This is a genomic window from Streptomyces sp. NPDC056987, assembly GCF_042673865.1.
GTDB lineage: Bacteria > Actinomycetota > Actinomycetes > Streptomycetales > Streptomycetaceae > Streptomyces.
Map to the genome: position 1 here is coordinate 40,002 of NZ_JBHURV010000009.1, position 24,904 is coordinate 64,905.

A 24,904-nucleotide genomic window follows, 5' to 3' on the forward strand; every position below is an offset into this window, starting at 1 on the left:
GCGTGCGGGGCGCTGCGCTCCACGGGCACCAAGCTCAAGTAGTCCGTGCGTCGGGGCCCGGCCCCGGTGCACCGGGGCCGGGCCCCCGGGGGGGGGGGGGCCCCCCAACCCCCTGGTCGGGGGCCCCCCCACCGCTGTGTCCGGCCTCAGCCGATCGCGCGCGGCAGCCGCAGGCTGAGGAGCGCCGTCAGGACCACCGCCCCGAGCTGCACCAGCAGCGTCACCGCCAGCGCGTCCCGCATCCCCACCGAGGCCACCAGCGTCAGGAAGAGCGAACCGAGCGTCGCCACTCCCAGCGCCAGCGCGGACTGCTGGGTCGTCACCAGCACCCCGCTGCCCACCCCGGCCCGCTCGGCCGGTACGTCCGAGAGCACGATCCGGATGATCACCGGGAGCTGGAGCCCCTGGCCGAGTCCGGCCAGCGCGATCCCCGGCAGCAGGTCCAGCGTGCCGAGCGCGGGCCAGTCCCGCCATACGGTCAGCACCAGCAGCGCCACGCCGATCCCCTGGAGCAGCGAGCCGGCCGTGACGACGAGACTGCCGTACCGCCGGATCAGCCGCGGCCCGGCCAGCGACGCCCCGAAGAACGCCACCGCCATCGGCACCAGCGCCACCCCGGCGGCCACCGCCCCCATCCCCAGCCCCTGCTGGAGCGCGACGGCGATCACGAACATGAAGCCGCCGAAGCCGATCGAGAACGGCAGGATCAGCGCCAGCCCCCGCCGCAGCGGGACCAGCGCGAACAGGCTCGGCGGCACCAGCGGCGTACGCCCCTCCCGGTCGGCCCGCCGCTCCACGCGCAGGAAGACGTACGCCACGACCGGGAAGGCGGCCAGCGAGACCCATGTCCACGCGGGCCACCCCGCGGCCCGGCCCTCGGTGAGCGGCGCGAGCAGCGTCACCAGGGAGAGCGCCAGCAGCAGCGTCCCCGGTACGTCCACGGGCGCGGGCCGCTGCGAGCGCGTCTCGGGCACCGAACGGAACGCCAGCACCAGGCCCGCCAGCGCCACCGGCACGTTGACCAGGAAGATCGCCCGCCAGCCGGTGCCCGCCAGGTCCGCGGCGACGAGCACACCGCCGAGGATCTGGCCCACCACCATCGCCAGCCCCGCGGTGGCCCCGTACAGGCTCAGCGCCCTGGCGCGGCGCGGCCCGGTGGTCGAGGCGTGGATCGTGGCCAGCACCTGCGGCAGCATCAGCGCCGCCGCCGCGCCCTGCGCGACCCGGGCCCCGACCAGGGTCCACGCGGTCGGCGCGAGTCCGCAGGCGAGCGAGGTGAGACCGAAGGCCGCCATACCGGCCAGGAAGAGCCGCCGTCGGCCGAACATGTCCCCGAGCCGGCCGCCGAGGACGAGGAGCACGGCGTACGAGAGCCCGTACCCGGCGACGACCAGCTCCAGCAGCGCGGGTCCGGCCGCCAGGTCGCGGTCGATGGTCGGCAGGGCGACATTGACGATGAAGAAGTCGATCAGGGGCAGCGCCGCGCCGAGCAGCACGGTGAACAGCCCGAGCGCGCCGAGGACGGAGCCGTGGTCGTGGATGGCGTGGCCGTCCGCGCCGCGATCGCGCGTTCCGTGGTCGCGTGCCGCGGGCGCCGCGGCGCCGGCCCCGATGGTGCCGGCGGCGGTGGACGGGGTGGGGAGGGGTGCGGATGTCTTGCTCACCTCATCGAGGTTGCTCCCCTTCCGAGCCTGGTACCAGAGTCTCTTTATCCGGGTATCGGCACTACCTGGCAACCGGCTCGGCGGTGCGGCACCCTGGAACCATGAGCACCACTGCGGGGACCGTACAGGCCGGACAGGCGACCGACATCCGGCGGCACGAGCTCGCGGGGTTCCTGCGGAGCCGCCGGGAGCGCATCACGCCCGAGCAGGTCGGGCTCGACCGGGGGCCCCGGCGCCGTACCCCGGGGCTGCGCCGCGAGGAGGTCGCCCAGCTCTCCGCCGTCGGCGTCACGTGGTACACGTGGCTCGAACAGGCCAGGCCCATCCAGGTCTCCGCGCAGGTCCTCGACGCGCTCGCCCGCGCCCTGCTCCTCGACGCCGGCGAGCGGGCGCACCTCTTCTCGCTGGCCGGAGCCGTCGACCCGGCCCCCGGGACGCCCTGTCCCACCATCACCCCCGCCCTGCGGGAGATGCTGGCCCGGCTCGACCCCTTCCCGGCGTGCGTGCAGAACAGCCGGTACGACATCCTCGCGTACAACCGGGCCTACAGCGTGCTCATGTGCGACCTGGACGCCGTGCCGCCCGAGGACCGCAACTGCATCCTGCTCGCCTTCACCAACGAGGAGTGGCGTTCCTCGCTGGGCAACCGGGACGAGACCGTCCGGATCATGGCGGCCAAGTTCCGGGCCGCCATGGCCGAGCACCTCGCCGAGCCCCCGTGGAAGACGCTGCTGGGGCGGCTGCGCGCGGCCTCGCCCGAGTTCCGGGAGATCTGGGAGCGGCACGAGGTCGTCGCCCCGGTGGGCGACCGGACCAAGCGGTTCGTCAACGCGCGCGTCGGCCAGCTCAACCTGGAGCACACCAACCTCTGGCTCGGGCCGGCCTCGGGGCCCCGGCTGGTCACATACGTACCCGTGGACGAGGAGTCCCGGCTGCGGCTGGAGAAGCTGGCACGGATCCCGAAGGATCGCGAGGCTCAGGCGCCGGCCCTGGTGTCCGCGGCGTCCGCGCGGGCCTGATCCCTCGGCACGCCCGCCGAAGAAGGACCGAAGGGGCCGGAGGGCTCGGAAGGGCCGGAAGGCTCGGAGGCCTCAGAGGGCTCGGAAGGTTCGGCCGCCAGGCGGTCCGCCGTACGCCGCGCCGTCCCCCGTGCCCACGCACCGCTGGTCAGCAGGCCCACGAGCAGGACACAGAGCCCGCACGCCGTGATGATCCACCACGCGGTGCCGCTCGCGCCGTCGAACGCCGTACGGTACGCGGCCGATCCGACCCCGTCGGCCGTGCCCGCGGCCACCCCGCCCGCCAGTACCGCCCCGATCACCGCGACCCCCAGCGTCTGGCCGATCTGGCGGCTCGTGGAGGCGACGGCCGCCGCCACGCCCGCCTGGGCGCGGGGCATCCCGGAGACGGCGGTGTTGGTGATGGGGGCGTTCACCATGCCGAAGCCGAGCCCGAAGAGCACGTACCCGGTGAACATCAGCCCGGTCGTCGCCCCGGTGCCCAGCGTGGCGAAGAGCAGCCCGCTCGCCGTCATCGCCGCGCCGGCGATCAGCAGCGACAGACGCGGGCCGCGGTTGCCGACCAGCCGGCCCGACAGCGGGGCGCAGAGGAAGGTCAGGGCCGCCATGGGCAGCATGTAGAGGCCGGCGTGGAGCGCGCCGAGGCCGCGCACGTTCTGGAGATAGAGCGTGTTCAGGAAGAGGAAGCCGCCCAGCGCCGCGAAGGCGCACACGGCGATCACCGTCGCCCCGCTGAACGGCGCGCTGCGGAAGAAGCGCAGGTCGATCAGGGGCTCGGCGCGCCGGGGCTCGTACAGCACCAGCCCCAGCAGACAGAGCGCGGAGAAGCCGGCGAACGACACGATCAGCGGTGAGCTCCACCCCTCCGAGGGCGCTTCGATGATCGCGTACGTCAGCGCCCCGAGGACGCCGATCACCAGGAGCTGTCCCACCGGGTCGGGCCGGCGCGGTTTCGGGGCGCGGGACTCGGGGACGTACCGCCAGGTCAGCAGCAGCGCGGCCAGCCCGATCGGCAGGTTGATCCAGAAGATCGACCGCCAGCCGACCGAATCCACCAGCAACCCGCCGACCAGCGGTCCCGCCGCCATCGAGATGCCCACGACGGCGCCCCAGACGCCGATGGCGCGGGCACGCTCGCGCGGTCCGGTGAAGGTGTTGGTGATGATCGACATCGCGACGGGATTGAGCATGGAGCCGCCGACGGCCTGCACCATGCGGAACGCGACGAGCGAGGTGAGGTCCGGCGCGAGGGAGCAGAGCACCGAGCCGAGCGTGAAGAGGGCGAGACCGGTCATGAACACCCGGCGGCGGCCGATCCGGTCGGCGGTGGAACCCGCCAGCATCAGCAACGAGGCGAGGACGAGGGTGTAGGCGTCGATCGTCCACTGCATCCCGGACACCGACGCGCCCAGGTCCCGCTGTACGGAGGGCAGGGCGACATTCAGGATGGTGTTGTCCAGGCTGACGATCAGAAGACTCATGCAACAGATCGCCAGAACCAGCATTTTCCGCCGGTGGCTCATTTCTGGCATGTCTCGATGGTACGACTGACTAGTACGGCTAACTAATGAACGCCCTCGTGCGCGACAATGGCCGGATGACCGCTCCACTCACCATCGGCCCGTACCCCGTGACCCCGCCTGTCGTGCTCGCCCCCATGGCCGGGATCACCAACGCCCCCTTCCGCACCCTGTGCAGGGAGTTCGCCGAAGGCGTCCGGGGGTTCGGGGATCGTCCCCCGACAGGCACTGCCAGTGGAGGGAAGGGGCTGTTCGTCAGCGAGATGATCACGACCCGGGCCCTGGTCGAGCGCAACGAGAAGACGATGCAGCTCATCCACTTCGACGCGTCCGAGACGCCGCGCTCGATCCAGCTGTACGGGGTGGATCCGGTCACCGTCGGCAAGGCCGTCCGCATGATCGTGGACGAGGATCTCGCCGACCACATCGACCTCAACTTCGGCTGCCCGGTGCCCAAGGTGACCCGCAGGGGCGGCGGCTCCGCCCTGCCCTACAAGCGGCCCCTGCTGCGGGCGATCCTGCACGAGGCCGTCTCGAACGCGGGCGATCTGCCGGTCACGATGAAGATGCGCAAGGGCATCGACGACGACCACCTCACCTACCTGGACGCCGGGCGGATCGCCGTCCAGGAGGGGGTGACGGCGATCGCGCTGCACGGCAGGACCGCCGCCCAGCACTACGGCGGCACCGCCGACTGGGAGGCGATCGCCCGGCTCAAGGAGCACGTACCGGAGATCCCGGTGCTCGGCAACGGCGACATCTGGTCGGCCGGGGACGCGCTGCGCATGGTGCGCGAGACCGGCTGCGACGGCGTGGTCGTGGGCCGGGGCTGCCTGGGGCGGCCGTGGCTCTTCGGCGATCTGGTGGCCGCGTTCGAGGGGACGGGGACGGTCGCGGCGCCGACGCTGCGCGAGGTCGGGGCCGTCATGCGGCGCCACGCCCAGCTCCTGGGGGAGTGGATCGGGGACGAGGCCCGCGGGGTGATCGACTTCCGCAAGCACGTGGCCTGGTACCTGAAGGGCTTCTCGGTCGGATCGCAGCTCCGCAAGCAGCTCGCGATCACCTCCTCGCTCGCGGAGCTGGACGAGCTGATGGCCGGGCTCGACCTGGACCAGCCGTGGCCGGACGGCGCGGACGGGCCGCGCGGGCGTACGTCGGGCAACAACCGGGTGGTCCTGCCGGACGGCTGGCTGAAGGACCCGTACGACTGCGCGGGGATCGGCGCGGACGCGGAACTGGACACCTCCGGCGGCTGAGCCCGGCGGCTGGGCGAGCCCGGAAGCAGGGCCGACCCCTGCCGAGTCGCGTGTTATGGAAACGTTATATTCCGGTCCTCTGGTGATCACACTGCCGCAGCAGCCTTCGTCTTTCTCTGACTCTCCGACGAGAAGGACAGGCAGCTTCGATGCGCAGACCCATCAGGCCCGTCAGGCCCACCAGATCCAGCAGACCCCACAGGCCAGGGGCACCCGTCGGATACCGGGCGGGCGCCGTCGCGGTCGCGGTGGCGCTCGCCGCCGGACTGGCGACCACGGCGGGCGCCGTGACGCCGGACGCGCCGGGCGGCGGCCAGGGCTTAGGGCGGGGATCCGTTCCGCAGGAGGCCACGGTCACACTGATCACCGGTGACCGGGTCGGTGTGGACGGCCGCGGCAACGTGACGCGGGTGGTTCCCGCCGAGGGCCGCGAGGACATCCGGATGTCGGTCCGCCGGGAGGGGGACCGTACGTACGTGATCCCGACCGACGCCCTGCGGCTCGTCGGCCAGGGCACCGTGGACCGGCGGCTGTTCGACGTGACCGGCCTGGTCGAGGCCGGGTACGACGACACCCACCGGGACACGCTCCCGCTGATCGTCTCGTACCGGAAAGCGGGCGCCGGTACGGCGAAGTCGCGCGTGGCCGCGGCGGGTGCGCGGGCCGGGCGGAGCCTCCCCTCCGTCGGCGGCCAGGCCCTCACGGCGGCCAAGGACGGGGCCGCCGACGTGTGGCAGGCCCTGACCGCGGGCGCCGGGACGTCCGGGGCCCGGGTCGCGGCCTCCGGCATCAGCCGCGTGTGGCTCGACGGCAAGCGCCGGGTGAACCTGGACCGGAGCGTGCCGCAGATCGGCGCGCCCACCGCCTGGGAGGCCGGGTACAAGGGTGACGGCGTGAAGGTCGCCGTCATCGACACCGGCGTGGACCAGACGCACCCGGACCTGGCGGGGGTGGAGGTCGAGGAGCGGAACTTCTCCGATGCGGGCGACGCCGTGGACCGTACCGGCCACGGCACCCACGTCGCCTCGACCATCGCCGGCAGCGGCGCCGAGGCCGGCGGGAAGTACAAGGGCGTCGCCCCCGAGGCGGAGATCCTGGACGCCAAGGTCTTCGACGACGACGGCTACGCCTCCGACTCGGGCATCGTCGCCGCGATGCAGTGGGCGGCCGACAAGGGCGCCAAGGTCGCGAACATGAGCCTCGGCGGCTACGACGAGGTGGAGACCGACCCGCTGGAGGAGGCCGTCGACTCGCTCTCCGCGAGCAGCGGCATCCTCTTCGTCGTCTCGGCGGGCAACGAGGGCCCCGGCGCGGGCACCATCGGCTCGCCCGGCAGCGCGGCGGCGGCGCTCACGGTCGGCGCCGTCGACCGCGAGGACGCCATCGCCGACTTCTCCTCCGTGGGACCGGCCGCCGACGGCTCGCTCAAGCCCGACATCACCGCGCCCGGCGTGGACATCGTCGCGGCAAAGGCGGCCGAGGGGACCATCGGCACCCCGGCGGGCGACGGCTACGTCGCGCTGAGCGGTACGTCGATGGCGGCGCCGCATGTCGCGGGCGCCGCGGCGATCCTCGCCCAGCGGCACCCGGACTGGAGCGGCGAGCGGCTGAAGCGGGCCCTCACCGCCTCGGCCGTCGCCACCCCGGGGCTGACGGCGTTCCAGCAGGGCACCGGCCGTACCGATGTCGCGAAGGCGATCACCCAGACCGTCGTCACCGAGCAGACCTCGCTCGGGTTCGGCACCCAGCGCTGGTCGCCGGAGGGCGCCGCACCGGTCACCAAGGAGGTCACGTACCGCAACGAGGGCACCGCGGCCGTCACCCTCGACCTGGCGGCGGACGCCGTCGGCCCCGACGGCGCACCCACCCCCGGCGGGCTCGCCACGACCGGTACGCGGCAGGTCACCGTGCCCGCCGGCGGTACGGCCAAGGTCGCGCTGACCCTGGACACCCGCGTCAGCGACCGGTACGGCGCCTTCTCCGGCGCGCTGGTGGCGACGGAGGCCGGGAAGCCCGAGGGGCAGAGCCTGCGCACCGCCTTCGGCGTCACGCGTGAGGCCGAGTCGTACGACGTCACGCTGGAACTGCTGGACAACAACGGCGAGCCGGCCGAGGCGTCCCCCACGTTCGTCGACCGTGAGACCGGGGAGCAGTACGGGGAGTGGACCGGCGACGGCAGGCTCACGCTCCGCCTGCCCAAGGGCGACTACCTCGTGGACGCGCCGATCGTCACCCCCACGGGCGGCGGGGACCCCGAACTCTCGCAGCTGATCCAGCAGAAGCTGAGCGTCACCGGGGACATGAAGGCCGTCTTCGACGGGCGCGCGGCCAAGCCGCTGGACCTCACGGGACCCGAGGCCGGGCAGGCCGTCCAGGCGTCGGTGTCCTGGAGCCTCGAACACGGCCGGGGCGGCACCTACGGCCTGTTCTACATGAGTTCGCTGGCCGGCTTCTCGACCGGCTCGGTCGGTGAGGAGGTGCCGGGCGGCACGTTCCGGGCCGAGGTCAGCACCATGCTGGCGGTCGGCGGGGACACGTACAGCCTGCTCTACGCGCGTGAAGGCAGCATGTTCGACGGCTTCACCCACCGGGCCGACCGGAGCGAACTCGCCCTGATCGAGGCGCGGGTCGGCTCCCCGGCGCCGGGCAAGGCGGGATCGGTCCACCCCATGTGGTGGAACGGCTTCATGGCGGTCGGCGGAGACGGCATCCAGGTTCCCCTCCCGTACACCTCGAAGCAGTACGTCACCACGCCGCCCGGCTACCGCTGGTCCTTCGGCGCCGGGCAGCTCCCCGCCGACGTGCCCTACGAGGGCGTGTACGAGGTGCTCTTCGACCAGGACGCGGGCCGGCGGTACGAGGCGGGCAAGAGCTACGGCCTCACCCTCAACGTCGGGGTGTTCGCCCCGGGCTTCCGCGCCGCGGACCTGTGGCGCGCCCAGGACTTCGCGCTCGTGTGCCTGCCGGTGTTCTCCGACCCCTCGGGGCGTCCCGGCCACACCGCGTCGGCCGTGGTGAAGACCGAGTTGATGGTGGACGGGAAGAAGCTCCTGGAGCAGGACGACCCGTGCATCCAGGTCTCCGGGCTGCCCGCGAAGGAGTCCGCGTACACGGTGCGCATCGACGCGTCGCGTGATCCCGGGGTCGCCCGGGTCTCCACGCGGGTCAGCTCCGAGTGGACGTTCACCTCCGCCTCGCCCGGCGACGAGGTGGTCGACCTGCCGCTGTCCACCCTCGGTTTCCGGCCGGAGCTGAGCGCGACCAGCACCGCGGCGGCGGGTGCCACCCTGCGGGTGCCGCTCGTCGTCCAGGGCAACGCGGCCGACAAGGGGATCGCGTCGCTGACGGTCGAGGCGTCCTACGACGGCGGCGCCACCTGGCGGAAGGCGCCCGTCACCACCGAGGACGGCGAGCGCGGTGTCACGCTGGACCATCCCACGTCCGCCGACTCGGTCTCGCTCAGGGGCGCGCTGAAGGACACCGAGGGCAACGGGTACGAGGTCACGGTCGTGGACGCGTACCTGCTGGCCTCCGGTGCGCCGAAGGCGTGATGTGCACGCGTGATTCTCGCCACGTTTGATGATGGAGAAGCTCAGATGAGCGGATCTTGAGTGGCCGTGGCATGGCTGTATCTCTGGAAGGGGTGGCACTGCGTGCCACCCCTTCTGCATTCAAGAAATGAACTCAGACGTCGATGTCATCGCTCATCTGAGCGGTAGAGGTCATGGGCAGGTCATGCCCGCTTCGAGGCGTGAAGGAGGGGCGCGCACCGCGCCCCCGCCGAGGTCGCTTTCGATCCGGTGGCGGACGGGTGGTTAAGGCCGTATGACAGTTAAGTGGCCGTGCCCAGGCGCCTTCGATCTGGGTATGTTCCTCGCCAGCCAGGTTCCCAGGCAGGTTCCCAGCCGGGTCAGTCACCGCGTCGTCGAGGAGTCGAGACCGTGCCGGAAAACAGTGATTCCCACGCAGCCACCTCCGAGAAGTACGTCTACGACTTCACCGAGGGCAACAAAGACCTGAAGCATCTCCTCGGCGGCAAGGGCGCCAACCTCGCCGAGATGACCAACCTCGGGCTGCCCGTCCCGCCCGGCTTCACCATCACCACGGAAGCCTGCAACATCTACCTCGACAGCGGTACGGAACCGGCCGCCCTGCGCGACGAGGTCGGCACCCATCTCGACGCCCTCGAAACCCGGATGGGCAAGAAGCTCGGCCAGTCCGACGACCCGCTGCTCGTCTCCGTACGCTCCGGCGCCAAGTTCTCCATGCCCGGCATGATGGACACCGTCCTCAACGTCGGGCTCTCCGACGCCTCGGTCGCCGGGCTCGCGGCGCAGGCGGGCGACGAGCGCTTCGCCTGGGACTCGTACCGCAGGCTGATCCAGATGTTCGGCAGGACCGTGCTCGGCGTCGACGGCGAGCTCTTCGAGGACGCGCTCGACGAGGCCAAGCGGGCCAGGAACGCCGCCACCGACGTCGATCTGCCCGTGGCCGACCTGAAGAAGCTGGTCAAGCACTTCAAGGCGATCGTCACGCGCGAGGCGGGCCGCGACTTCCCGCAGGACCCGCGCGAGCAGATGGACCTCGCGATCCGCTCGGTCTTCGAGTCCTGGAACACCGACCGCGCCAAGCTCTACCGCCGCCAGGAGCGCATCCCCGGCGACCTCGGCACCGCCGTCACCATCTGCTCCATGGTCTTCGGCAACCTCGGCCAGGAGTCGGGCACCGGCGTCGCCTTCACCCGCGACCCGGCCACCGGCCGCCAGGGCGTGTACGGCGACTACCTCCAGAACGCGCAGGGCGAGGACGTCGTCGCCGGCATCCGCAACACCGTCCCCCTCGCCGAACTCGCCACCATCGACAAGGAGTCGTACGAGCGGCTCCTGGCCATCATGGAGACCCTGGAGACGCACTACCGGGACCTGTGCGACATCGAGTTCACCATCGAGCGCGGCCAGTTGTGGATGCTCCAGACCCGCGTCGGCAAGCGCACGGCGGGCGCCGCCTTCCGGATCGCCACCCAGCTCGTCGACCAGGGGCTGATCGACGAGGCCGAGGCGCTCCAGCGGGTCAACGGCGCCCAGCTCGCGCAGCTCATGTTCCCGCGCTTCGACGAGGAGGCCAAGCGCGAGCTGCTCGGCCGGGGCATCGCCGCCTCCCCGGGCGCCGCCGTCGGCAAGGCCGTCTTCGACTCGTACACCGCGATCAAGTGGTCGCGCTCCGGCGAGAAGGTCATCCTGATCCGCCGCGAGACCAACCCCGACGACCTCGAAGGCATGATCGCCGCCGAGGGCATCCTCACCTCGCGCGGCGGCAAGACCTCGCACGCCGCCGTCGTCGCCCGCGGCATGGGCAAGACCTGTGTCTGCGGCGCCGAGGAGCTGGAGGTCGACACGAAGGCACGCCGGCTGACCGTGGGCTCCACCGTCATCGAGGAGGGCGACGTCGTCTCCATCGACGGCTCGACCGGCAAGGTCTACCTCGGCGAGGTCCCCGTCGTGCCCTCGCCCGTCGTCGAGTACTTCGAGGGCCGGATGCACGCGGGCGCCGACGACGCCGACGAACTGGTCGAGGCGGTCCACCGGATCATGGCCTACGCGGACCGCCGCCGCAGGCTGCGCGTGCGCGCCAACGCCGACAACGCCGAGGACGCGCTGCGCGCCCGCCGCTTCGGCGCCCAGGGCATCGGGCTCTGCCGCACGGAGCACATGTTCCTCGGCGAGCGGCGCGAGATGGTCGAGAAGCTGATCCTGGCCGACACCGAGGACGAGCGCGAGACGGCACTGGGTGCCCTGCTGCCGCTCCAGAAGAAGGACTTCATCGAGCTGTTCGAGGCGATGGACGGACTGCCGGTGACGGTCCGGCTGCTCGACCCGCCGCTCCACGAGTTCCTCCCCGACATCACCGAGCTGTCGGTACGGGTCGCCCTCGCCGAGGCCCGCAAGGACCACAACGAGAACGATCTGCGCCTCCTCCAGGCCGTCCACAAGCTCCACGAGCAGAACCCGATGCTCGGGCTGCGCGGCGTCCGGCTCGGCCTGGTCATCCCCGGGCTCTTCGCCATGCAGGTACGGGCCATCGCGGAGGCCGCCGCCGAGCGGAAGAACGCCAAGGCCGACCCGCGCGCCGAGATCATGATCCCGCTCGTCGGCACGGTCCAGGAGCTGGAGATCGTCCGGGAGGAGGCCGAGCGGGTCATCTCCGAGGTCGAGCGCGCGTCCGGCTGCGCACTCAAGCTGTCGCTCGGCACGATGATCGAGCTGCCGCGCGCGGCGCTGACCGCCGGGCAGATCGCGGAGGCCGCCGAGTTCTTCTCGTTCGGTACGAACGACCTCACCCAGACCGTCTGGGGCTTCTCCCGCGACGACGTGGAGGCCAGCTTCTTCACGGCGTACCTGGAGAAGGGCATCTTCGGCGTCTCGCCGTTCGAGACCATCGACCGGGACGGGGTGGGCGCGCTGGTACGGAGCGCGGTCGAGGCGGGCCGCGCCACCCGCCCCGGTCTCAAGCTGGGCGTCTGCGGGGAGCACGGCGGCGACCCGGAGTCGGTGCACTTCTTCCACGAGGTCGGCCTCGACTACGTCTCCTGCTCGCCGTTCCGGATCCCGGTGGCGCGGCTGGAGGCGGGGCGCGCGGCGGCCGAGTCGGGCGGCAGCGACTCGCGGTAGCGGCGCGGCCGTTGAGTACGGGGCGGCTGAGAGCCCGTACAGGACACGAGGGCCGCGTGGTGGCCCCGAACAAGGACGCCGGGGCCGCGTGTGGCCCCGTATCGGACACCGGGGCCGTTCCCGCGGCTCATCCCTCACCCTCGCCGGGCCGGCGGGGAAGGTCCCGGGGTACAGAAGGGGCGGGCGCGCTGTGCGGCGCGCCCGCCCCCGTCATGTGCCGGTGTCGGGGTGGACCTGAACGACGACCACTCGACCGGGAGAAGACCCAGGGAGAAGACCCAGGGAGAAGACCCGAGGGAAACACGGCCGTCCGCACGACGGACGCCTGTCCGTTGCCTGTCGGATGGCTGTCCGGTGCGACGAGTCCGGCGGGCGCCGAGCGCCAGTTCAAGGGCGCGGAACGCCCCGGCCGGCCCGGGTGATGTGCGGGACGGTCTCCAGCCGGGCGAAGTCGGCGCTGATGTCGCCCGCCGCCCGCAGCAACCGGGGGAGATGACCGTCGACCAGCTGTTCCACCGTCGTCTCGGCCGCGTGGGCGTTGACGTTCAGCGCCGCGACCACCCGCCCCGACCCGTCGCGCAGCGGCGCCGCCACGGACCGGATGCCGAGGGTGAGTTCCTCGTCCGTCAGGGCCCAGCCGCGCGCCCGGACCTCGCGCAGCACCTCCTCGCGCTCGGCGCGCCCCGGCTGCCGGCGGGGCACCAGCCCGGACCTGCTCGGCTCGGCGAGCACCGCGTCGGCCTCCCCGGGCGGGAGCGCCGCGAGCAGCACCTTGCCCAGCGAGGTCGGGAGCGCCGGGAAACGCGTCCCGATCTGCACCGCCAGGGCCACGATCCTCGGCACGGCGACCCGCGCCGTGCAGATGATGTCCGAGCTGTCGAGCTGGGCGATCGAGCACGACTCGCCGGTGCGCTCCGACAGCCTCTCCATGTGCGGGCGGGCCACGTCCCACAGACCCGTCGAGCGCACGTAGGCCACGCCCAGCTCCAGCACGCGCGGGGTCAGGGCGAATCCGGCGCCGGCCGGGCGCGCGTACCCCAGCTCCTGGAGCGTCAGCAGGATGCGCCGCGCGGTCGGGCGGGCCAGTCCGGTGGCGGCGGCCACCTCGCTCAGGGACATCGAGGCGCGGTGCGGGGTGAAGGCGGTGATCACCTCCAGGCCGCGCGCCAGGGCCTCGATGAAATCCGGACCGGTGCCTTCACGCGGCATGGTTTCTCCTCGGCTCGCTCGGTGTCCGTCGGCCGGACGCGCTGTCCTGCCACCCCTCTCGGGTACCAACGGCAGGGTCAGACACGCTCCTTGACACCTCGGCACGCCCTCCGCAGAGTGGCGAAGGACATCTGAAGACCGTAGTACGGATGGCGGTCCGCTGCGTGGTCGCGTACGTGGCACGGCCCGGTCCGCTGCATGGCAGGGCCCCCGCGAGGCGGCCCGGGGCAAGGAGTTCAAGGATGAGTGAACGGACCGAGTTCGGGCAGGGCAGGCCCGTCCTTCTGCGAGGCGGCACGGTGCTCCCGATGGACGACCGGGGCCGGGTCCTCCACGACACGGACGTCCTCGTGGCCGGCGACCGGATCGCGGCCGTCGGCCGGGAGCTCCCCGTACCGGAGGGCACCGCCGTGATCGACGCGACGGACGGGATCGTCATGCCCGGCATGATCGACACCCACCGTCACATGTGGCAGACCGTCATGCGGGGGTACGGCGCCGACTGGACGCTGACCCAGTACTTCGTCTGGTACTACCTGGAGTCGGGCAAGCTCTTCCGGCCGGAGGACGTGCACGCCGGGAACCTGCTCGCGGCGATCGAGGCGCTCGACGCGGGCGTCACCACCGTCGTCGACTGGTCGCACGGCCTGCAGACGGTGGACCACGCCGACGCCGCCGTCGACGCGCTCCGGTCGGTGCCCGGCCGCTTCGTACTCGCGTACGGCAACATCCAGCAGCCGCCCGCCGAGTGGAGCACGGCCCCGGAGTTCCGGGACTTCGTACGCCGCTGCGGCACCGACGACGACATGCTCGGCCTCCAGCTCGCGTTCGACGTCACCGGCGACCCCGCCTTCCCCGAGCGGCCCGCGTTCGAAGCCGCCAGGGAACTCGGGCTCGCCGTCACCACCCACGCCGGCGTCTGGGGCGCCACCGGCGACGACGGCATCAAGCTGATGCACGACCACGGCTTCATGACCCCCGGGACGGTGTACGTGCACGCCGCCTCGCTCTCCGCCGACTCGTACCACCGGATAGCCGCCACCGGCGGATCCGTCTCGGTCTCCACGGAGAGCGAGCAGAGCGCCGGCCAGGGATACCCGCCCACCTGGGCGCTGCGCGCCCACGGGATCCCGGTGTCGCTCTCGATGGACACCAGCGTCTGGTGGAGCGGTGACCTGTTCTCCGCCATGCGGACCACGCTCGGCGCGGACCGCTCGCGCGAGCACCTGGAGGCGCACGCCGAGGGCAGGACCGTCACGCACTGCGCGCTCCGCGCCGACCAGGTGGTCGACTGGGCGACGCGGGGCGGCGCGCGGGCCCTCGGCCGCGACCACGACCTCGGCAGCCTGGAGGTGGGCAAGAAGGCCGACATCGTCCTCATCAAGAACGACCGCTCGCCGGTGTCCTTCCCGCTGCTCAACCCGTACGGCCATGTCGCGTTCCAGGCCCAGCGCGGCGATGTGCACACCGTCCTGGTCGACGGGCGCGTCGTCAAGCACGAGCACCGGCTCATCGGCGTCGACCTCGCCGCCGCCCGCCGCGCGGCCGAACGGACCGTGGACCACCTGCGGTCGACGCTGGGGGAGGAGGCGTGGCGCAAGGGCATGAACCCCGACATCCCGGAGGCCGCCGTCCTCGACAACCCGTACACGTACACGGAATACCGCAGCAGTTCCACGCACGGCGGCTGAACGCGCCCGCCGCTTGTTGAATAAGAATCAACAAGCGGGCGCGGCGAGAGCAGGGAAGAGGCACGCGACAGGGGCACGGCCGGAGGATCCCCACCCACCGGCCGTGCCCATTACGCGAGCCGGACACGGAGCCGCAACCCGACCGACCGCCGCCAGGCGCCCAAAGCCCCCCACGGCCTCCGTCGCGCCTTTTCGGTCGTCCGGGTTTCATGCCCGACGAGGTACAGGATTTCGCTGGACACGGGACCCCCGCGACGCTTTTCAACTGTGGCTGAAACACCGTGGTAACAGCCGGTGATGGCGTGCATACTCAGTGACGGGGTGCCATGGTGGACGCAACAGGTGGGGTTGGTAAATGCTGCGTATTCATTTCACCGGAAAAGACCTGGGCGGGGTCAGGATGGCCGCCGGGCCGGATCCGTTATGGGAGACGATTCTCAGCTTTCATCGAATACGGGATCGGCGCGGACCGCTTGTCTACGGCGAATGGCGCGGGGAAACACGTACCAGGTTGAAAGGTGAAACAAGACTTCTCTCGGCGCTCGTTCCGCAGCGCGGCTATTTCCCGGATTTCCTCACCCCCGCACAAGGCCGCCTCGGCCTGGAGGCGGGACTCGAAGCGCTGCGCGCCACCCCGCAGGAGCGGGTCCGCGCCGAGCTGGCCCTGCTCGCCGTCGGCGGAGCCCGCCCGGCGCGCAAGGACCCCGGCGGGCGCCTCGCCCTGCTCGCCGACGGCGGGCCCGGCTGTCTCGCCCGGCTCGTGGAGGCGGTGCGTACGTACCACCGCGTCGCCGTCGAGCCGTACTGGCCGCAGATACGGGCCAGGGTCGACGGCGACCGGGCGCTGCGCGGCCGGGCCCTGCTCGACGGCGGCGCGGGGCGGCTGCTCGCCACGCTCCCGCCGATGCTCCGCTGGAACGGCTCGGTCCTGGAGGCCGACTATCCCGTCCGGCGTGACCTGCGCCTGGACGGACGCGGGCTGCTGCTCCAGCCGTCGTTCTTCTGCCGCTCCACCGCCGTGGTCCACCGCGACCCGACGCTGCCGCCCGTCCTGGTCTACCCCGTCACCCACTCCGACGCGCCCGCCGTCGCGGAGCGCGGCGGACCCACGCTCGGCCGGCTCCTCGGCCACACCCGCTCGGCGGTCCTCCAGGCCATCGAGCAGGGCGCGACCACCAGCGAACTCGCCCGCAGGACCGGGGTGTCGCTCGCCTCGGCCAGCCAGCACGCCTGTGTGCTGCGCGAGTCGGGGCTCGTCGTCACGCTGCGCCACGGCAACGCCGTGCTGCACACGCTGACCCCGCTGGGCACGGCCCTGCTGGAGGGCCGTGCCACGGCGGACGGGCTCTACGCCCGGAACGGCCCGGTCACCTCGTAGGTGATCCCGCCGGAGGAGCTCCCGCTGGTGCCGCGCTGACTGGAGAAGTAGAGACGCGTGCCGTCGGGCGAGAAGGCCGGTCCGGTGATCTCCGAGCCGGACTGGCCGTCGATCCGCAGGAACGGTGCCACGACATCGTCGGGAGTGATCACACAGATCTCCATGTTCCCGCCGTCCTCCGCGACGAAGAGGTCGCCGGACGCGGCCCCGGTGACGTTGTCGACCCCGGTGAGCGGCGCCGTACCGGACACCAGGGAGTCGTCGTACGCCAGCTCGATCGTGCCCGCCGCCGCGTTGTACTGCCAGACGCGGTTGTCGCCCTTGGTGGTGAACCAGCAGGTGTCGTCCGCGTAGTAGCATCCCTCGCCGCCGTTGAAGCGCTTGGCGCCGGAGACCTGGTTACGGGTGGCCGTCGAGGCCCCGCTCGGGTCGGGGACCGCCGCCCAGCTCACCGGCCCGCTCGTGGCCGTCCCGGCGACGAGGACCTCCAGTCGGCCCGCCGACAGATCGCCCCATGTGGTGGGCGTGAAGCGGTAGAAGCAGCCGTCGGTGGTGTCCTCGGTGAGGTAGACGGCGCGGCGCACGGGGTCGGCCGCCGCCGCCTCGTGCTTGAAGCGGCCCATCGCGTCGCGCCGTACCGCCGCGTTCACGCCCCACGGGTCGGTCTCGTACACATAGCCGCGGTCGACCTCCTCGCAGGAGAGCCAGGTCCGCCACGGGGTGCTGCCGCCCGCGCAGTTCTGCCGGGTGCCGGAGAGGATCCGGTACGCGCCGGTGATCGCGCCCGCCGCGGAGAACCGGACCGCGCTCGCCCCGCCCGACGGGTTGATCTCCGAGTTGGAGACATAGATCCAGCCGGTGCCGTCCGCGTAACAGGCCCCGCCGTCGGGCGCGTTGTGCCAGGTGTACGACGTGCCGGTGACCTGCCGGCCCGACCGGGCGACGACCCGGCTGGTGAATCCGGCGGGCAGCCGGACGCCGTTCGCGTCCGCCGAGCCGAGCGCCCCGTAGGGGCCGGTGCCGGGCTGCGCGGGTGCGGCGAGGGCGGCGCCGCGCCAGAGGGTGCCGCCCAAGGCCGCGGCCGAGGTGCCGATGACCGCTCCGCGCAGGAAGTTGCGACGTTCCACGGGGTCGCTCCAGGGGGTGTGGTGACCGCCCCGCGACGCCGGCCGGCGCCACGGGGTCGCACGGCGCAGGAGCGTAGCGGCTGTGCGTGGCCGGTGGCTGAACACCTGGCGGACTTTGCCGACGCCGGCACGGCGCCCGTGGCAGCCACCCGGGGCGTCAGGCCGTGGCGGGCACCCGCGCCCGTACCCGTATCTCGTACGCCTCGACGGCGACCTCCTCGTCGTCCAGGCAGCGGCCGGTCGCCAGCTCGAAGCGCTGCTTGAGCAGCGGCGACGCCACGAAGAACCGCCCCTCGTGCGTACCGGTCAGGCCCCGGGACAGGACGTACGCCCCGGAGAACGGATCCCGGTTGGAGACGGCGTACGGCCGGCCCGACCGGTCCAGGAACACCGCCACCTGACGGCCGTCGGGGAGCAGCGCGGCCACCCCCCGGCCCGGGATGAGCGCGGGCAGCTCGCAGACGGGGAACCACTCGTCGTCCCCGAGCAGGACTTCCAGCGTGTCCGACGCGGTCATCTCTGATGCGGTCATCGGGCGTTCGCCCCTTCCAGGGTGAGGAAGACCAGGTCCGGCTTGACCTGATCGCGTTCCGGTACGAACTTCACCGACGGGTCCGGCGCGTCGGGCGCGTTGACGAACGACACGAACCGCCGCAGCCGCTCGGGGTCGTTGATCGTCTCCGCCCACTCGTCCCGGTATCCGTCGACATGCGCGGCCATCAGGCCCTCCAGCTCCGCGCAGAGCCCCAGCGAGTCGTGGACCACCACGTCCCGCACATGGTCGAGACCGCCCTCGATCCGCTCCAGCCACGCGGAGGTGCGCTCCAGCCGGTCGGCGGTGCGGATGTAGAACATGAGGAACCGGTCGATCAGCCGCACCAGTTCGGCGTCGCCGAGATCCTGGGCCAGCAGATCCGCGTGGCGCGGGTCGGCGCCGCCGTTGCCGCCGACGTACAGGTTCCAGCCGTTGGCCGTGGCGATGATCCCGAAGTCCTTGCCGCGCGCCTCCGCGCACTCCCGCGCGCACCCCGACACCGCCGACTTCAGCTTGTGCGGCGAGCGCAGCCCGCGGTAGCGCAGCTCCAGGTCGATCGCCATCTTCACGGAGTCCTGCACGCCGTAGCGGCACCAGGTCTGCCCCACGCAGGACTTGACCGTTCGGAGCGACTTCCCGTACGCGTGCCCCGACTCGAAGCCCGCGTCCACCAGCCGGGTCCAGATCAGCGGCAGCTGGTCCACCCGGGCGCCGAACAGGTCGATCCGCTGGCCGCCGGTGATCTTCGTGTAGAGGCCGAAGTCCCGGGCCACCTCGCCGATCACGATCAGCTTCTCCGGGGTGATCTCGCCACCGGGGATCCGCGGCACGATCGAATACGATCCGTTGCGCTGGATGTTGGCGAGGAAGTGGTCGTTGGTGTCCTGGAGTGCGGCCTGTTCGCCGTCCAGTACGTATCCGCTCATGCCCAGCGCGGGGGCGAGGGAGGCGATGATCGAGCCGACGGCCGGCTTGCAGATCTCGCAGCCGTCACCGCCGCGCGCCCCGTCCCGGCCGTGCCCGTCGAGGAGTGCGGCGTACGAGGTGAGACGCAGGGTGCGGACGATCTCGTACAGCTCGCTGCGGGTGTACGGGAAGCAGCCGCACAGCCCCTTGTCCGCCGGGCCGTTGCCGCTCGCCGCCAGCAACTGGCCGATCACCTTGACGCAACTGCCGCAGCCCGTACCGGCCTTGGTGCACTTCTTCACCTCGGGCAGCGACGAGCAGGCGCAGATGGCGTCCTTGGTGACGTTGTGGCAGCTGCAGATCACCGCGTCGTCCGGCAGGGACTCCGGACCCATCGCCGCCGGCGCGCCGAGCCCGGCCGGCAGCACCAACTGGGCTGCGGGGACCGGCGGGACACTCCCGGTGAGCGGGCGCAGCATGCCGTACGCGTCGGCGTCCCCGACGAGCACGCCGCCGAGCAGTGTGCCTTCCCCGTCCACGACCAGCTTCTTGTAGACACCGGCCTGCGCGTCGGAGTAGACGACGTCCAGACAGCCCGGCGCGGCGCCGTGCGCGTCCCCGAACGACGCCACGTCCACGCCCAGCAGCTTCAGTTTGGTCGAGAGATCGGCGCCGGTGAAGCCGGACCCGTCGGGCCGGGCCCCGTCCGCCGCGAGGAGGTCCGCGACCGTCGTGGCCATCTCGTACCCGGGCGCCACCAGCCCGTACACCCGGCCGTCCGAGGCCAGCGCGCACTCGCCGATCGCGAAGACGGCGGGGTCGGACGTACGGCACTGCGCGTCCACCGCGATGCCGCCGCGCTCCCCGACCGTCAGCCCCGCGTCCCGGGCGAGCTGGTCGCGGGGGCGCACCCCCGCCGAGAAGACGACGAGATCGGTGTCGAGCGCGGAGCCGTCCGACAGCGCCATACCGGTGACGGTCCCGGCGGCGTCCGTCGTCACCTCCTGCGTCCCCACACCGGTGTGGACGGTCAGCCCCATCGACTCGATCGTGCGCAGCAGGGCCGCGCCGCCGCCCTCGTCGACCTGTACGGGCATCAGCCGGGGCGCGAACTCCACGATGTGCGTGTCGAGCCCGAGCCCCTTGAGCGCGCCCGCCGCCTCCAGACCGAGCAGCCCGCCGCCGACGACGGCGCCGGTGCGGGCCGTCATCGCGTACTCCTCGATCGCGAGCAGATCCTCGATGGTGCGGTAGACGAAACAGCCGGTGGCGTCCTTGCCCGGCACGGGCGGCACGAAGGGGTACGAGCCGGTGGCCAGCACGAGCGTGTCGTACGGGAAGACGCGCCCGGCCCGCGAGGTGACCGTGCGGGCGGCGCGGTCGACGGTCTCGGCCGGGTCGTCGAGATACAGCTCGATGGAGTGCCGCGCCATGAAGTCCGGCTCCACGAGGCTGAGGTCCTCGGGCGTACGGCCGTCGAAGTACGAGGTCAGCCGCACCCGGTCATAGGCGGGGCGTGGCTCCTCGCAGAGGACCACGACCCGGGCCCGCCCGGTCACGCCGCGCTCGGCCAGGGCCTCCAGGAACCGCTGACCGACCATTCCGTGGCCGACGACCACGATCGTGGGGGTGGACATCTCGGGGCCTCCATCGGGTAGGTCGTGGCTGGAAGCCTGCGCGGTGGCTGTTACCCGGCCGCATCGCCCCCGTTTCCCGTACGGAACGCTGCGCTCAGCGCGCCCGGCGTGCGGGTGTGAGGGGACGCGGGAGGGGAGGACTCTTCCTGGCGCGGCGGGTGGCGGGTGGAGTGCGGCGGGTGTCGGGCGCCCATGCCGTTCGCCCAGGTCGTTCGCCTATGTCGTTGGACAGGCCATGTATCCGCTCCATAAGGTCGCGACCGTGCCCGAGATATCGCTGACCGTGCTGGTCCTGCTCTGCCTCGCCGCCGCCGTGGCGGGCTGGATCGACGCCGTGGTCGGAGGGGGAGGGCTGCTGCTCCTGCCCGCGATGCTGCTCGGGCTGCCGCACGTCTCCGCCGCGCACATCCTCGGCACCAACAAGGCCGTGGCCATCGTGGGCACCACGGGCGCGGCGGTCACCTACGCGCGCCGGGCACCGGTGGACGTGGGGACGGCCGTACGGATCGGGGTCATGGCCCTCGGCGGGTCGATGACGGGCGCGTTCTTCGCGGCGGGGATCAGCAGCGCGACACTCCGTCCGGTGATCATGGTGGTGCTGCTGGGAGTGGCCGCCTTCGTGCTGCTGCGGCCGGCGTTCGGCCGGGAGCGGGCGGGCGGCCCGGTGGGGCGGCGCCGTACGGTCCTCGCGATCGTGCTGGTGGGCGGCGGGATCGGCTTCTACGACGGGCTCTTCGGGCCGGGGACGGGAACGTTTCTGGTGCTGGGGCTCACGGCGGTGCTCCACCTGGATCTGGTGACGGCGTCCGCCACCGCGAAGATCGTGAACGTCTGCACCAACGCCGGGGCGCTCGCCATGTTCGCGTACCAGGGCACGGTGCTGTGGCAGCTCGCCGGGCTGATGGCGGTCTTCAACCTGGCGGGCGGGACGCTCGGCGCGCGGATGGCGCTCAGCAAGGGCAGCGAGTTCGTCCGCGGGGTGCTGCTGGTGGTGGTGTTCTCGCTGGTCGCGAAGCTCGCGTTCGACCAGTGGACGGCGTGAGGGGCCCCGCCCCCGTCGGCTGCCGGCCTGACGGGGACGGGGCGAACGGCGCCGCGCGGCGCCGGGCGGGACGTGGCGGGGAGGAGGGCCCGCCGGCCGGCCTCCCTGCGCGCCGCTCGCCCGGCGGCGCAGGGGCCGGCTCCCGCCGACGGCGGGGGTGGCCGGAAGGCCCACCTCCGCCGCGACCCGGATGGTGCCGACGGACGCGGACACGGAGTCACCGAAGCGCCGAAGCTCCGAAGCTCCGAAGTGCCTGAGCACGGAAGCACGGAAGCACGGAAGCTCCGAAGCACGGAAGCCGTCTCCTCGCCGTCCCTTCCGAGATAAGGCGCCCGGAGCGGCGCGCGCCTTCCGGCCCGTTCCGAACGGGTGACAGAGGGCCGGTTCGGGGGCGGTTCGGCCGGTGCCCGCGTGTGCGTGTCCGTGCCTCAGATCCGGTCCCACACCACCCTCTCGTACACCTCGCGCACCGTCTTGAACAGCGCGTCGTCGCCCGGCAGGACCGTTCCGTCGATCCGCGCGACCGGCGATGCCGGTCAGGGCCGGGGCGTCCGGCCAGATCGCCGAGGTGCCGTCCCAGAAGGCGACGTTGGCGATCGCGCTCTCCGACACCACTCCGCCTCGGTCACGAGGAGCGGTGAAGTGGTCGTCATATCTCTCACCGTATGCCGGTCGCCGGGCCGCCCATCGGCGGCTTGACCTCGACCTTGGTTGAGGTAACAGGCTCTCCTCATGCCTACGAACATGTCCAGCAAGTCCGGCGCGGCGACCGTCACGCCGCTGAAGCTCGCCGTCATTCTCGGCAGCAACCGCGAAGGGCGCTTCGGCCCCGTCGTCTCCGACTGGTTCCTCTCCCGCGCCGCCGAGCGCGCCGACTTCACCACCGAACTCATCGATCTCGCGGGGGTGGAGCTGCCGACCGCCCTCTCCTTCCGGCCGGAACCCACCGTCCGGGCCGAACTCGACAAGGTCTCGGCGCCGTTGGCCGACGCGGACGCGTTCGTCGTCCTCACGCCCGAGTACAACCACTCCTTCCCCGCCACCGTGAAGTCGCTCATCGACTGGCACTACGCCGAGTGGCAGGCCAAGCCCGTCGGCTTCGTCTCGTACGGCGGGATCTCCGGCGGCCTGCGCGCCGTCGAGCAGCTCCGGCAGGTCTTCGCCGAACTGCACGCCGTCACCGTCCGGGACACCGTCTCCTTCCACCACGCGGGCGGCCACTTCGACGAGGCGGGCCGGCCCAAGGATTCCGCCGGCTGCGACGCGGCGGCCACCGCGATGCTCGACCAGCTCGCCTGGTGGGGCCTGGCGCTGCGGGAGGCGAAGGCCGTCCGCCCGTACGGCGGCTGACGGGGAGAGGAGGAGGACATGGGGGCGGGGTCTGTGGTGTGGTACGACCACCCGTGCGACGTCCGATGCCCGTGAAGGAGCCCCGCCGTGCCCGCGCCCCTGTCCCAGTCTCCGTCGTCCTCTTCCTCCGCATATCTGACCGTGCTGACCACGACCGACAGCGCCGACAAGGCGGAGGCGCTGGCCCGGGGCGTGATCGAGGCGCGGCTCGCCGCCTGCGCGCAGATCTCCGCGCCGGTCACCTCCGTCTACCGCTGGCAGAGCGTGATCGAGACCGCCGAGGAGTGGCAGATCCTGTTCAAGACGGTCGCGGAACGCTATGAAGCCCTGGAAACACACCTGAAGGCCGCCCATGACTACGACACACCCGAGATCATCGCCCTGCCGGTGGTGAGGGGAAGCGCGGAGTATCTGGCGTGGCTCACGGAGGAGACCACCGGCGCATGACGGCGGTCGCACCCGACCCGCCCGAGGGCCGCCCGTGCGGCGGCCGATCCGAGGGGCCGCTGTCGTTCTTCGTCTACGGCACGCTGCGGCCCGGCCAGCACCACCACGACCTGTTCCTGCGCGGCCGTACGGTGCGTGAGGAGCCGGCCCGCCTCGCGGGGGCGTGGCTGTACGAGGGCCCCGGCTACCCGTACGCGGTCGAGATTCCCGAAACCGAAGCCGGGAGCGGGGGTGGGAGTGGCGGGGAGAACGGGCCGGTCGTCGTGGGGGAGCTGGTGACGGCCACGTGTGAGGCGTACGACGAACTGCTGTCCGTTCTGGACGAGTTGGAGGAGTACGCAGCCCCCGGGGACCCGCGCAACCTGTACGAGCGGGCCGTCCGCGACGTCCTGCGCGCCGACGGCACCACGGCCCGGGCCTGGGTGTACTTCGCCGCGCCCCGGGTGGCGCGCCGGCTGCGGCGCGGGGGACGGCTGATCGAGGGCGGCGACTGGATCGCGTACGTCACTCCGCCCCCGTAGCGCCGCCGCGGCGGACGTGGGGCTCGGCCTGGACGCGGGCGTCGGCCAGCGCCTCCGCCACGCCTGGTTCCCGCGGCCCGAGGAACATGGGCTGCCGGTCGGTGACGGCGTCGGCCGCGGCCTTCCCGGCGGCGAAGATCTCCCGCACCGCGCCGTAGTACCACGTCACGTTGCGCGGTTCGTCGACCCCGACCCCGTACGCGTCGACCCCCGCGGCCTCGCAGAGCGCCACCGCGCGCCGGACATGGAAGCCCTGCGTCACCAGCAGCGCCCGCTCGACCCCGAAGATCTTCCTGGCCCGTACGCACGAGTCCCAGGAGTCGAATCCCGCGTAGTCGCTGACGATCCGCCCGTCGGGCACCCCGCGCTCCACGAGGTAGGCGCGCATGGCGTCGGGCTCGTCGTACTCCACCCGGCTGTTGTCCCCGGTGACCAGCACGACCTTCACCGTGCCCGCGCGGTACAACTCGGCGGCGGCGTCCAGCCGGTGGGCGAGATACGGCGCGGGCCGGTCCTCCCGCAGCCCGGCGCCGAAGACCACGGCGACGTCCCTGGCCGGGGCGTCCTCGACCGTACGGACCCGGCTGTCCGCGACCGCGTGCACCCAGGCCGCCGGCGCCAGGGCGAACACGCTGCCCAGCATGACGGCCTGCACGGCGCGCCGCCGTCGCACGCGGCCCTCACCGAGCAGTGCCTTGACCCCCGTCAGCGCTCTCGTCGGCCGCCAGGCCGTCACCGACTTCAGCGCCTTCGCGGGTCTGGACAGCGGCATGTTCCCCCCTGAGGTGGTCCCGGTGGTCCCGGTGGTCCCGGTGGTCCCGGTGGTCCCGGTGGGCTCGGGCATGGGCCCGAGCGGCCCGTCCCCTGTACGACGTTCGACGGCGCCCAATAGTTCGTGGCGCACCGGTCGTCCCGCGCGGAGTGTCCGGCCCGT

At 72.3% G+C, this 24,904-nt stretch carries 17 protein-coding genes; 10 read left to right on the top strand and 7 right to left on the bottom strand.

Annotated features, from left to right (window positions below; translation table 11 throughout):
- Positions 1-146: 146 nt before the first annotated feature.
- Positions 147-1,541, bottom strand: coding sequence for an MFS transporter (locus ACFTZC_RS12960; RefSeq protein ID WP_382889161.1), 1,395 nt, complete (start codon positions 1,539-1,541; stop codon positions 147-149).
- Between the two features lie 224 nt (positions 1,542-1,765).
- On the opposite strand from ACFTZC_RS12960, the gene ACFTZC_RS12965 reads away from it, so the two are divergent.
- On the top strand, positions 1,766-2,683 hold the full coding sequence (locus tag ACFTZC_RS12965) for a helix-turn-helix transcriptional regulator (protein WP_382888865.1): 918 nt from the start codon (positions 1,766-1,768) through the stop codon (positions 2,681-2,683).
- Here ACFTZC_RS12965 and ACFTZC_RS12970 read toward each other — a convergent pair.
- On the bottom strand, positions 2,641-4,215 hold the full coding sequence (locus ACFTZC_RS12970) for an MFS transporter (RefSeq protein ID WP_382888868.1): 1,575 nt from the start codon (positions 4,213-4,215) through the stop codon (positions 2,641-2,643). The genes ACFTZC_RS12965 and ACFTZC_RS12970 overlap by 43 nt on opposite strands.
- A gap of 65 nt (positions 4,216-4,280) precedes the next feature.
- On the opposite strand from ACFTZC_RS12970, the gene dusB reads away from it, so the two are divergent.
- The 3 genes from dusB to ppdK all read left to right on the top strand — a co-directional run bounded on the left by dusB (position 4,281) and on the right by ppdK (position 12,127).
- Positions 4,281-5,459 carry a tRNA dihydrouridine synthase DusB gene (gene dusB, locus ACFTZC_RS12975; RefSeq protein WP_382888869.1) on the top strand — a complete coding sequence of 393 codons (1,179 nt, stop codon included), beginning with the start codon at positions 4,281-4,283 and terminating at the stop codon, positions 5,457-5,459.
- A gap of 149 nt (positions 5,460-5,608) precedes the next feature.
- Entirely contained in the window at positions 5,609-9,010 is a 3,402-nt protein-coding gene (locus ACFTZC_RS12980) for a S8 family serine peptidase (protein WP_382888871.1), read from the top strand.
- Between the two features lie 390 nt (positions 9,011-9,400).
- A complete protein-coding gene (gene ppdK, locus ACFTZC_RS12985; RefSeq protein ID WP_382888873.1) occupies positions 9,401-12,127 on the top strand; it encodes a pyruvate, phosphate dikinase in 2,727 nt (908 codons plus the stop codon).
- A gap of 387 nt (positions 12,128-12,514) precedes the next feature.
- On the opposite strand, the gene ACFTZC_RS12990 is transcribed toward ppdK, so the two are convergent.
- Entirely contained in the window at positions 12,515-13,336 is an 822-nt protein-coding gene (locus tag ACFTZC_RS12990; protein WP_382888875.1) for an IclR family transcriptional regulator C-terminal domain-containing protein, read from the bottom strand.
- Between the two features lie 242 nt (positions 13,337-13,578).
- Here ACFTZC_RS12990 and ACFTZC_RS12995 point away from each other — a divergent pair, with 242 nt between their 5' ends.
- Both ACFTZC_RS12995 and ACFTZC_RS13000 read left to right on the top strand, forming a co-directional pair.
- On the top strand, positions 13,579-15,027 hold the full coding sequence (locus ACFTZC_RS12995; RefSeq protein ID WP_382888877.1) for an amidohydrolase family protein: 1,449 nt from the start codon (positions 13,579-13,581) through the stop codon (positions 15,025-15,027).
- A gap of 355 nt (positions 15,028-15,382) precedes the next feature.
- The gene (locus ACFTZC_RS13000) at positions 15,383-16,405 is read left to right on the top strand and encodes an ArsR/SmtB family transcription factor (RefSeq protein ID WP_382888879.1); all 1,023 of its coding nucleotides are present in this window, start codon (positions 15,383-15,385) and stop codon (positions 16,403-16,405) included.
- On the opposite strand, the gene ACFTZC_RS13005 is transcribed toward ACFTZC_RS13000, so the two are convergent.
- From ACFTZC_RS13005 to nirB, 3 genes are all read right to left on the bottom strand, one after another.
- Positions 16,375-17,532 (bottom strand): alkaline phosphatase PhoX, encoded by a 1,158-nt coding sequence (locus tag ACFTZC_RS13005; protein ID WP_382888881.1) that lies wholly within the window; start codon positions 17,530-17,532, stop codon positions 16,375-16,377. The two genes, ACFTZC_RS13000 and ACFTZC_RS13005, sit on opposite strands and share 31 nt — an antisense overlap.
- Positions 17,533-17,689: 157 nt before the next feature.
- A complete protein-coding gene (gene nirD, locus ACFTZC_RS13010; protein WP_382888882.1) occupies positions 17,690-18,064 on the bottom strand; it encodes a nitrite reductase small subunit NirD in 375 nt (124 codons plus the stop codon).
- Positions 18,061-20,610: a nitrite reductase large subunit NirB gene (gene nirB / locus ACFTZC_RS13015; RefSeq protein WP_382888884.1), complete on the bottom strand. Its 2,550-nt coding sequence runs from the start codon at positions 20,608-20,610 to the stop codon at positions 18,061-18,063. Before nirB ends, nirD begins: the two co-directional genes overlap by 4 nt.
- Before the next feature lie 262 nt (positions 20,611-20,872).
- Between nirB and ACFTZC_RS13020 the strand changes: the two genes are divergently transcribed.
- The 4 genes from ACFTZC_RS13020 to ACFTZC_RS13035 all read left to right on the top strand — a co-directional run bounded on the left by ACFTZC_RS13020 (position 20,873) and on the right by ACFTZC_RS13035 (position 23,970).
- Positions 20,873-21,652 carry a TSUP family transporter gene (locus ACFTZC_RS13020; protein ID WP_382888886.1) on the top strand — a complete coding sequence of 260 codons (780 nt, stop codon included), beginning with the start codon at positions 20,873-20,875 and terminating at the stop codon, positions 21,650-21,652.
- Positions 21,653-22,384: 732 nt separating this feature from the next.
- On the top strand, positions 22,385-23,002 hold the full coding sequence (locus tag ACFTZC_RS13025; RefSeq protein ID WP_382888888.1) for an NADPH-dependent FMN reductase: 618 nt from the start codon (positions 22,385-22,387) through the stop codon (positions 23,000-23,002).
- An 87-nt stretch (positions 23,003-23,089) separates the two neighbouring features.
- Positions 23,090-23,449, top strand: a complete 360-nt coding sequence (gene cutA, locus ACFTZC_RS13030; protein ID WP_382888890.1) for a divalent-cation tolerance protein CutA — start codon at positions 23,090-23,092, stop codon at positions 23,447-23,449.
- Positions 23,446-23,970 carry a gamma-glutamylcyclotransferase family protein gene (locus tag ACFTZC_RS13035; RefSeq protein ID WP_382888892.1) on the top strand — a complete coding sequence of 175 codons (525 nt, stop codon included), beginning with the start codon at positions 23,446-23,448 and terminating at the stop codon, positions 23,968-23,970. The genes cutA and ACFTZC_RS13035 overlap by 4 nt, the downstream gene beginning before the upstream one ends.
- Here ACFTZC_RS13035 and ACFTZC_RS13040 read toward each other — a convergent pair.
- Positions 23,954-24,814, bottom strand: a complete 861-nt coding sequence (locus ACFTZC_RS13040) for a vancomycin high temperature exclusion protein (protein ID WP_382888895.1) — start codon at positions 24,812-24,814, stop codon at positions 23,954-23,956. The two genes, ACFTZC_RS13035 and ACFTZC_RS13040, sit on opposite strands and share 17 nt — an antisense overlap.
- Positions 24,815-24,904 lie beyond the last annotated feature (90 nt).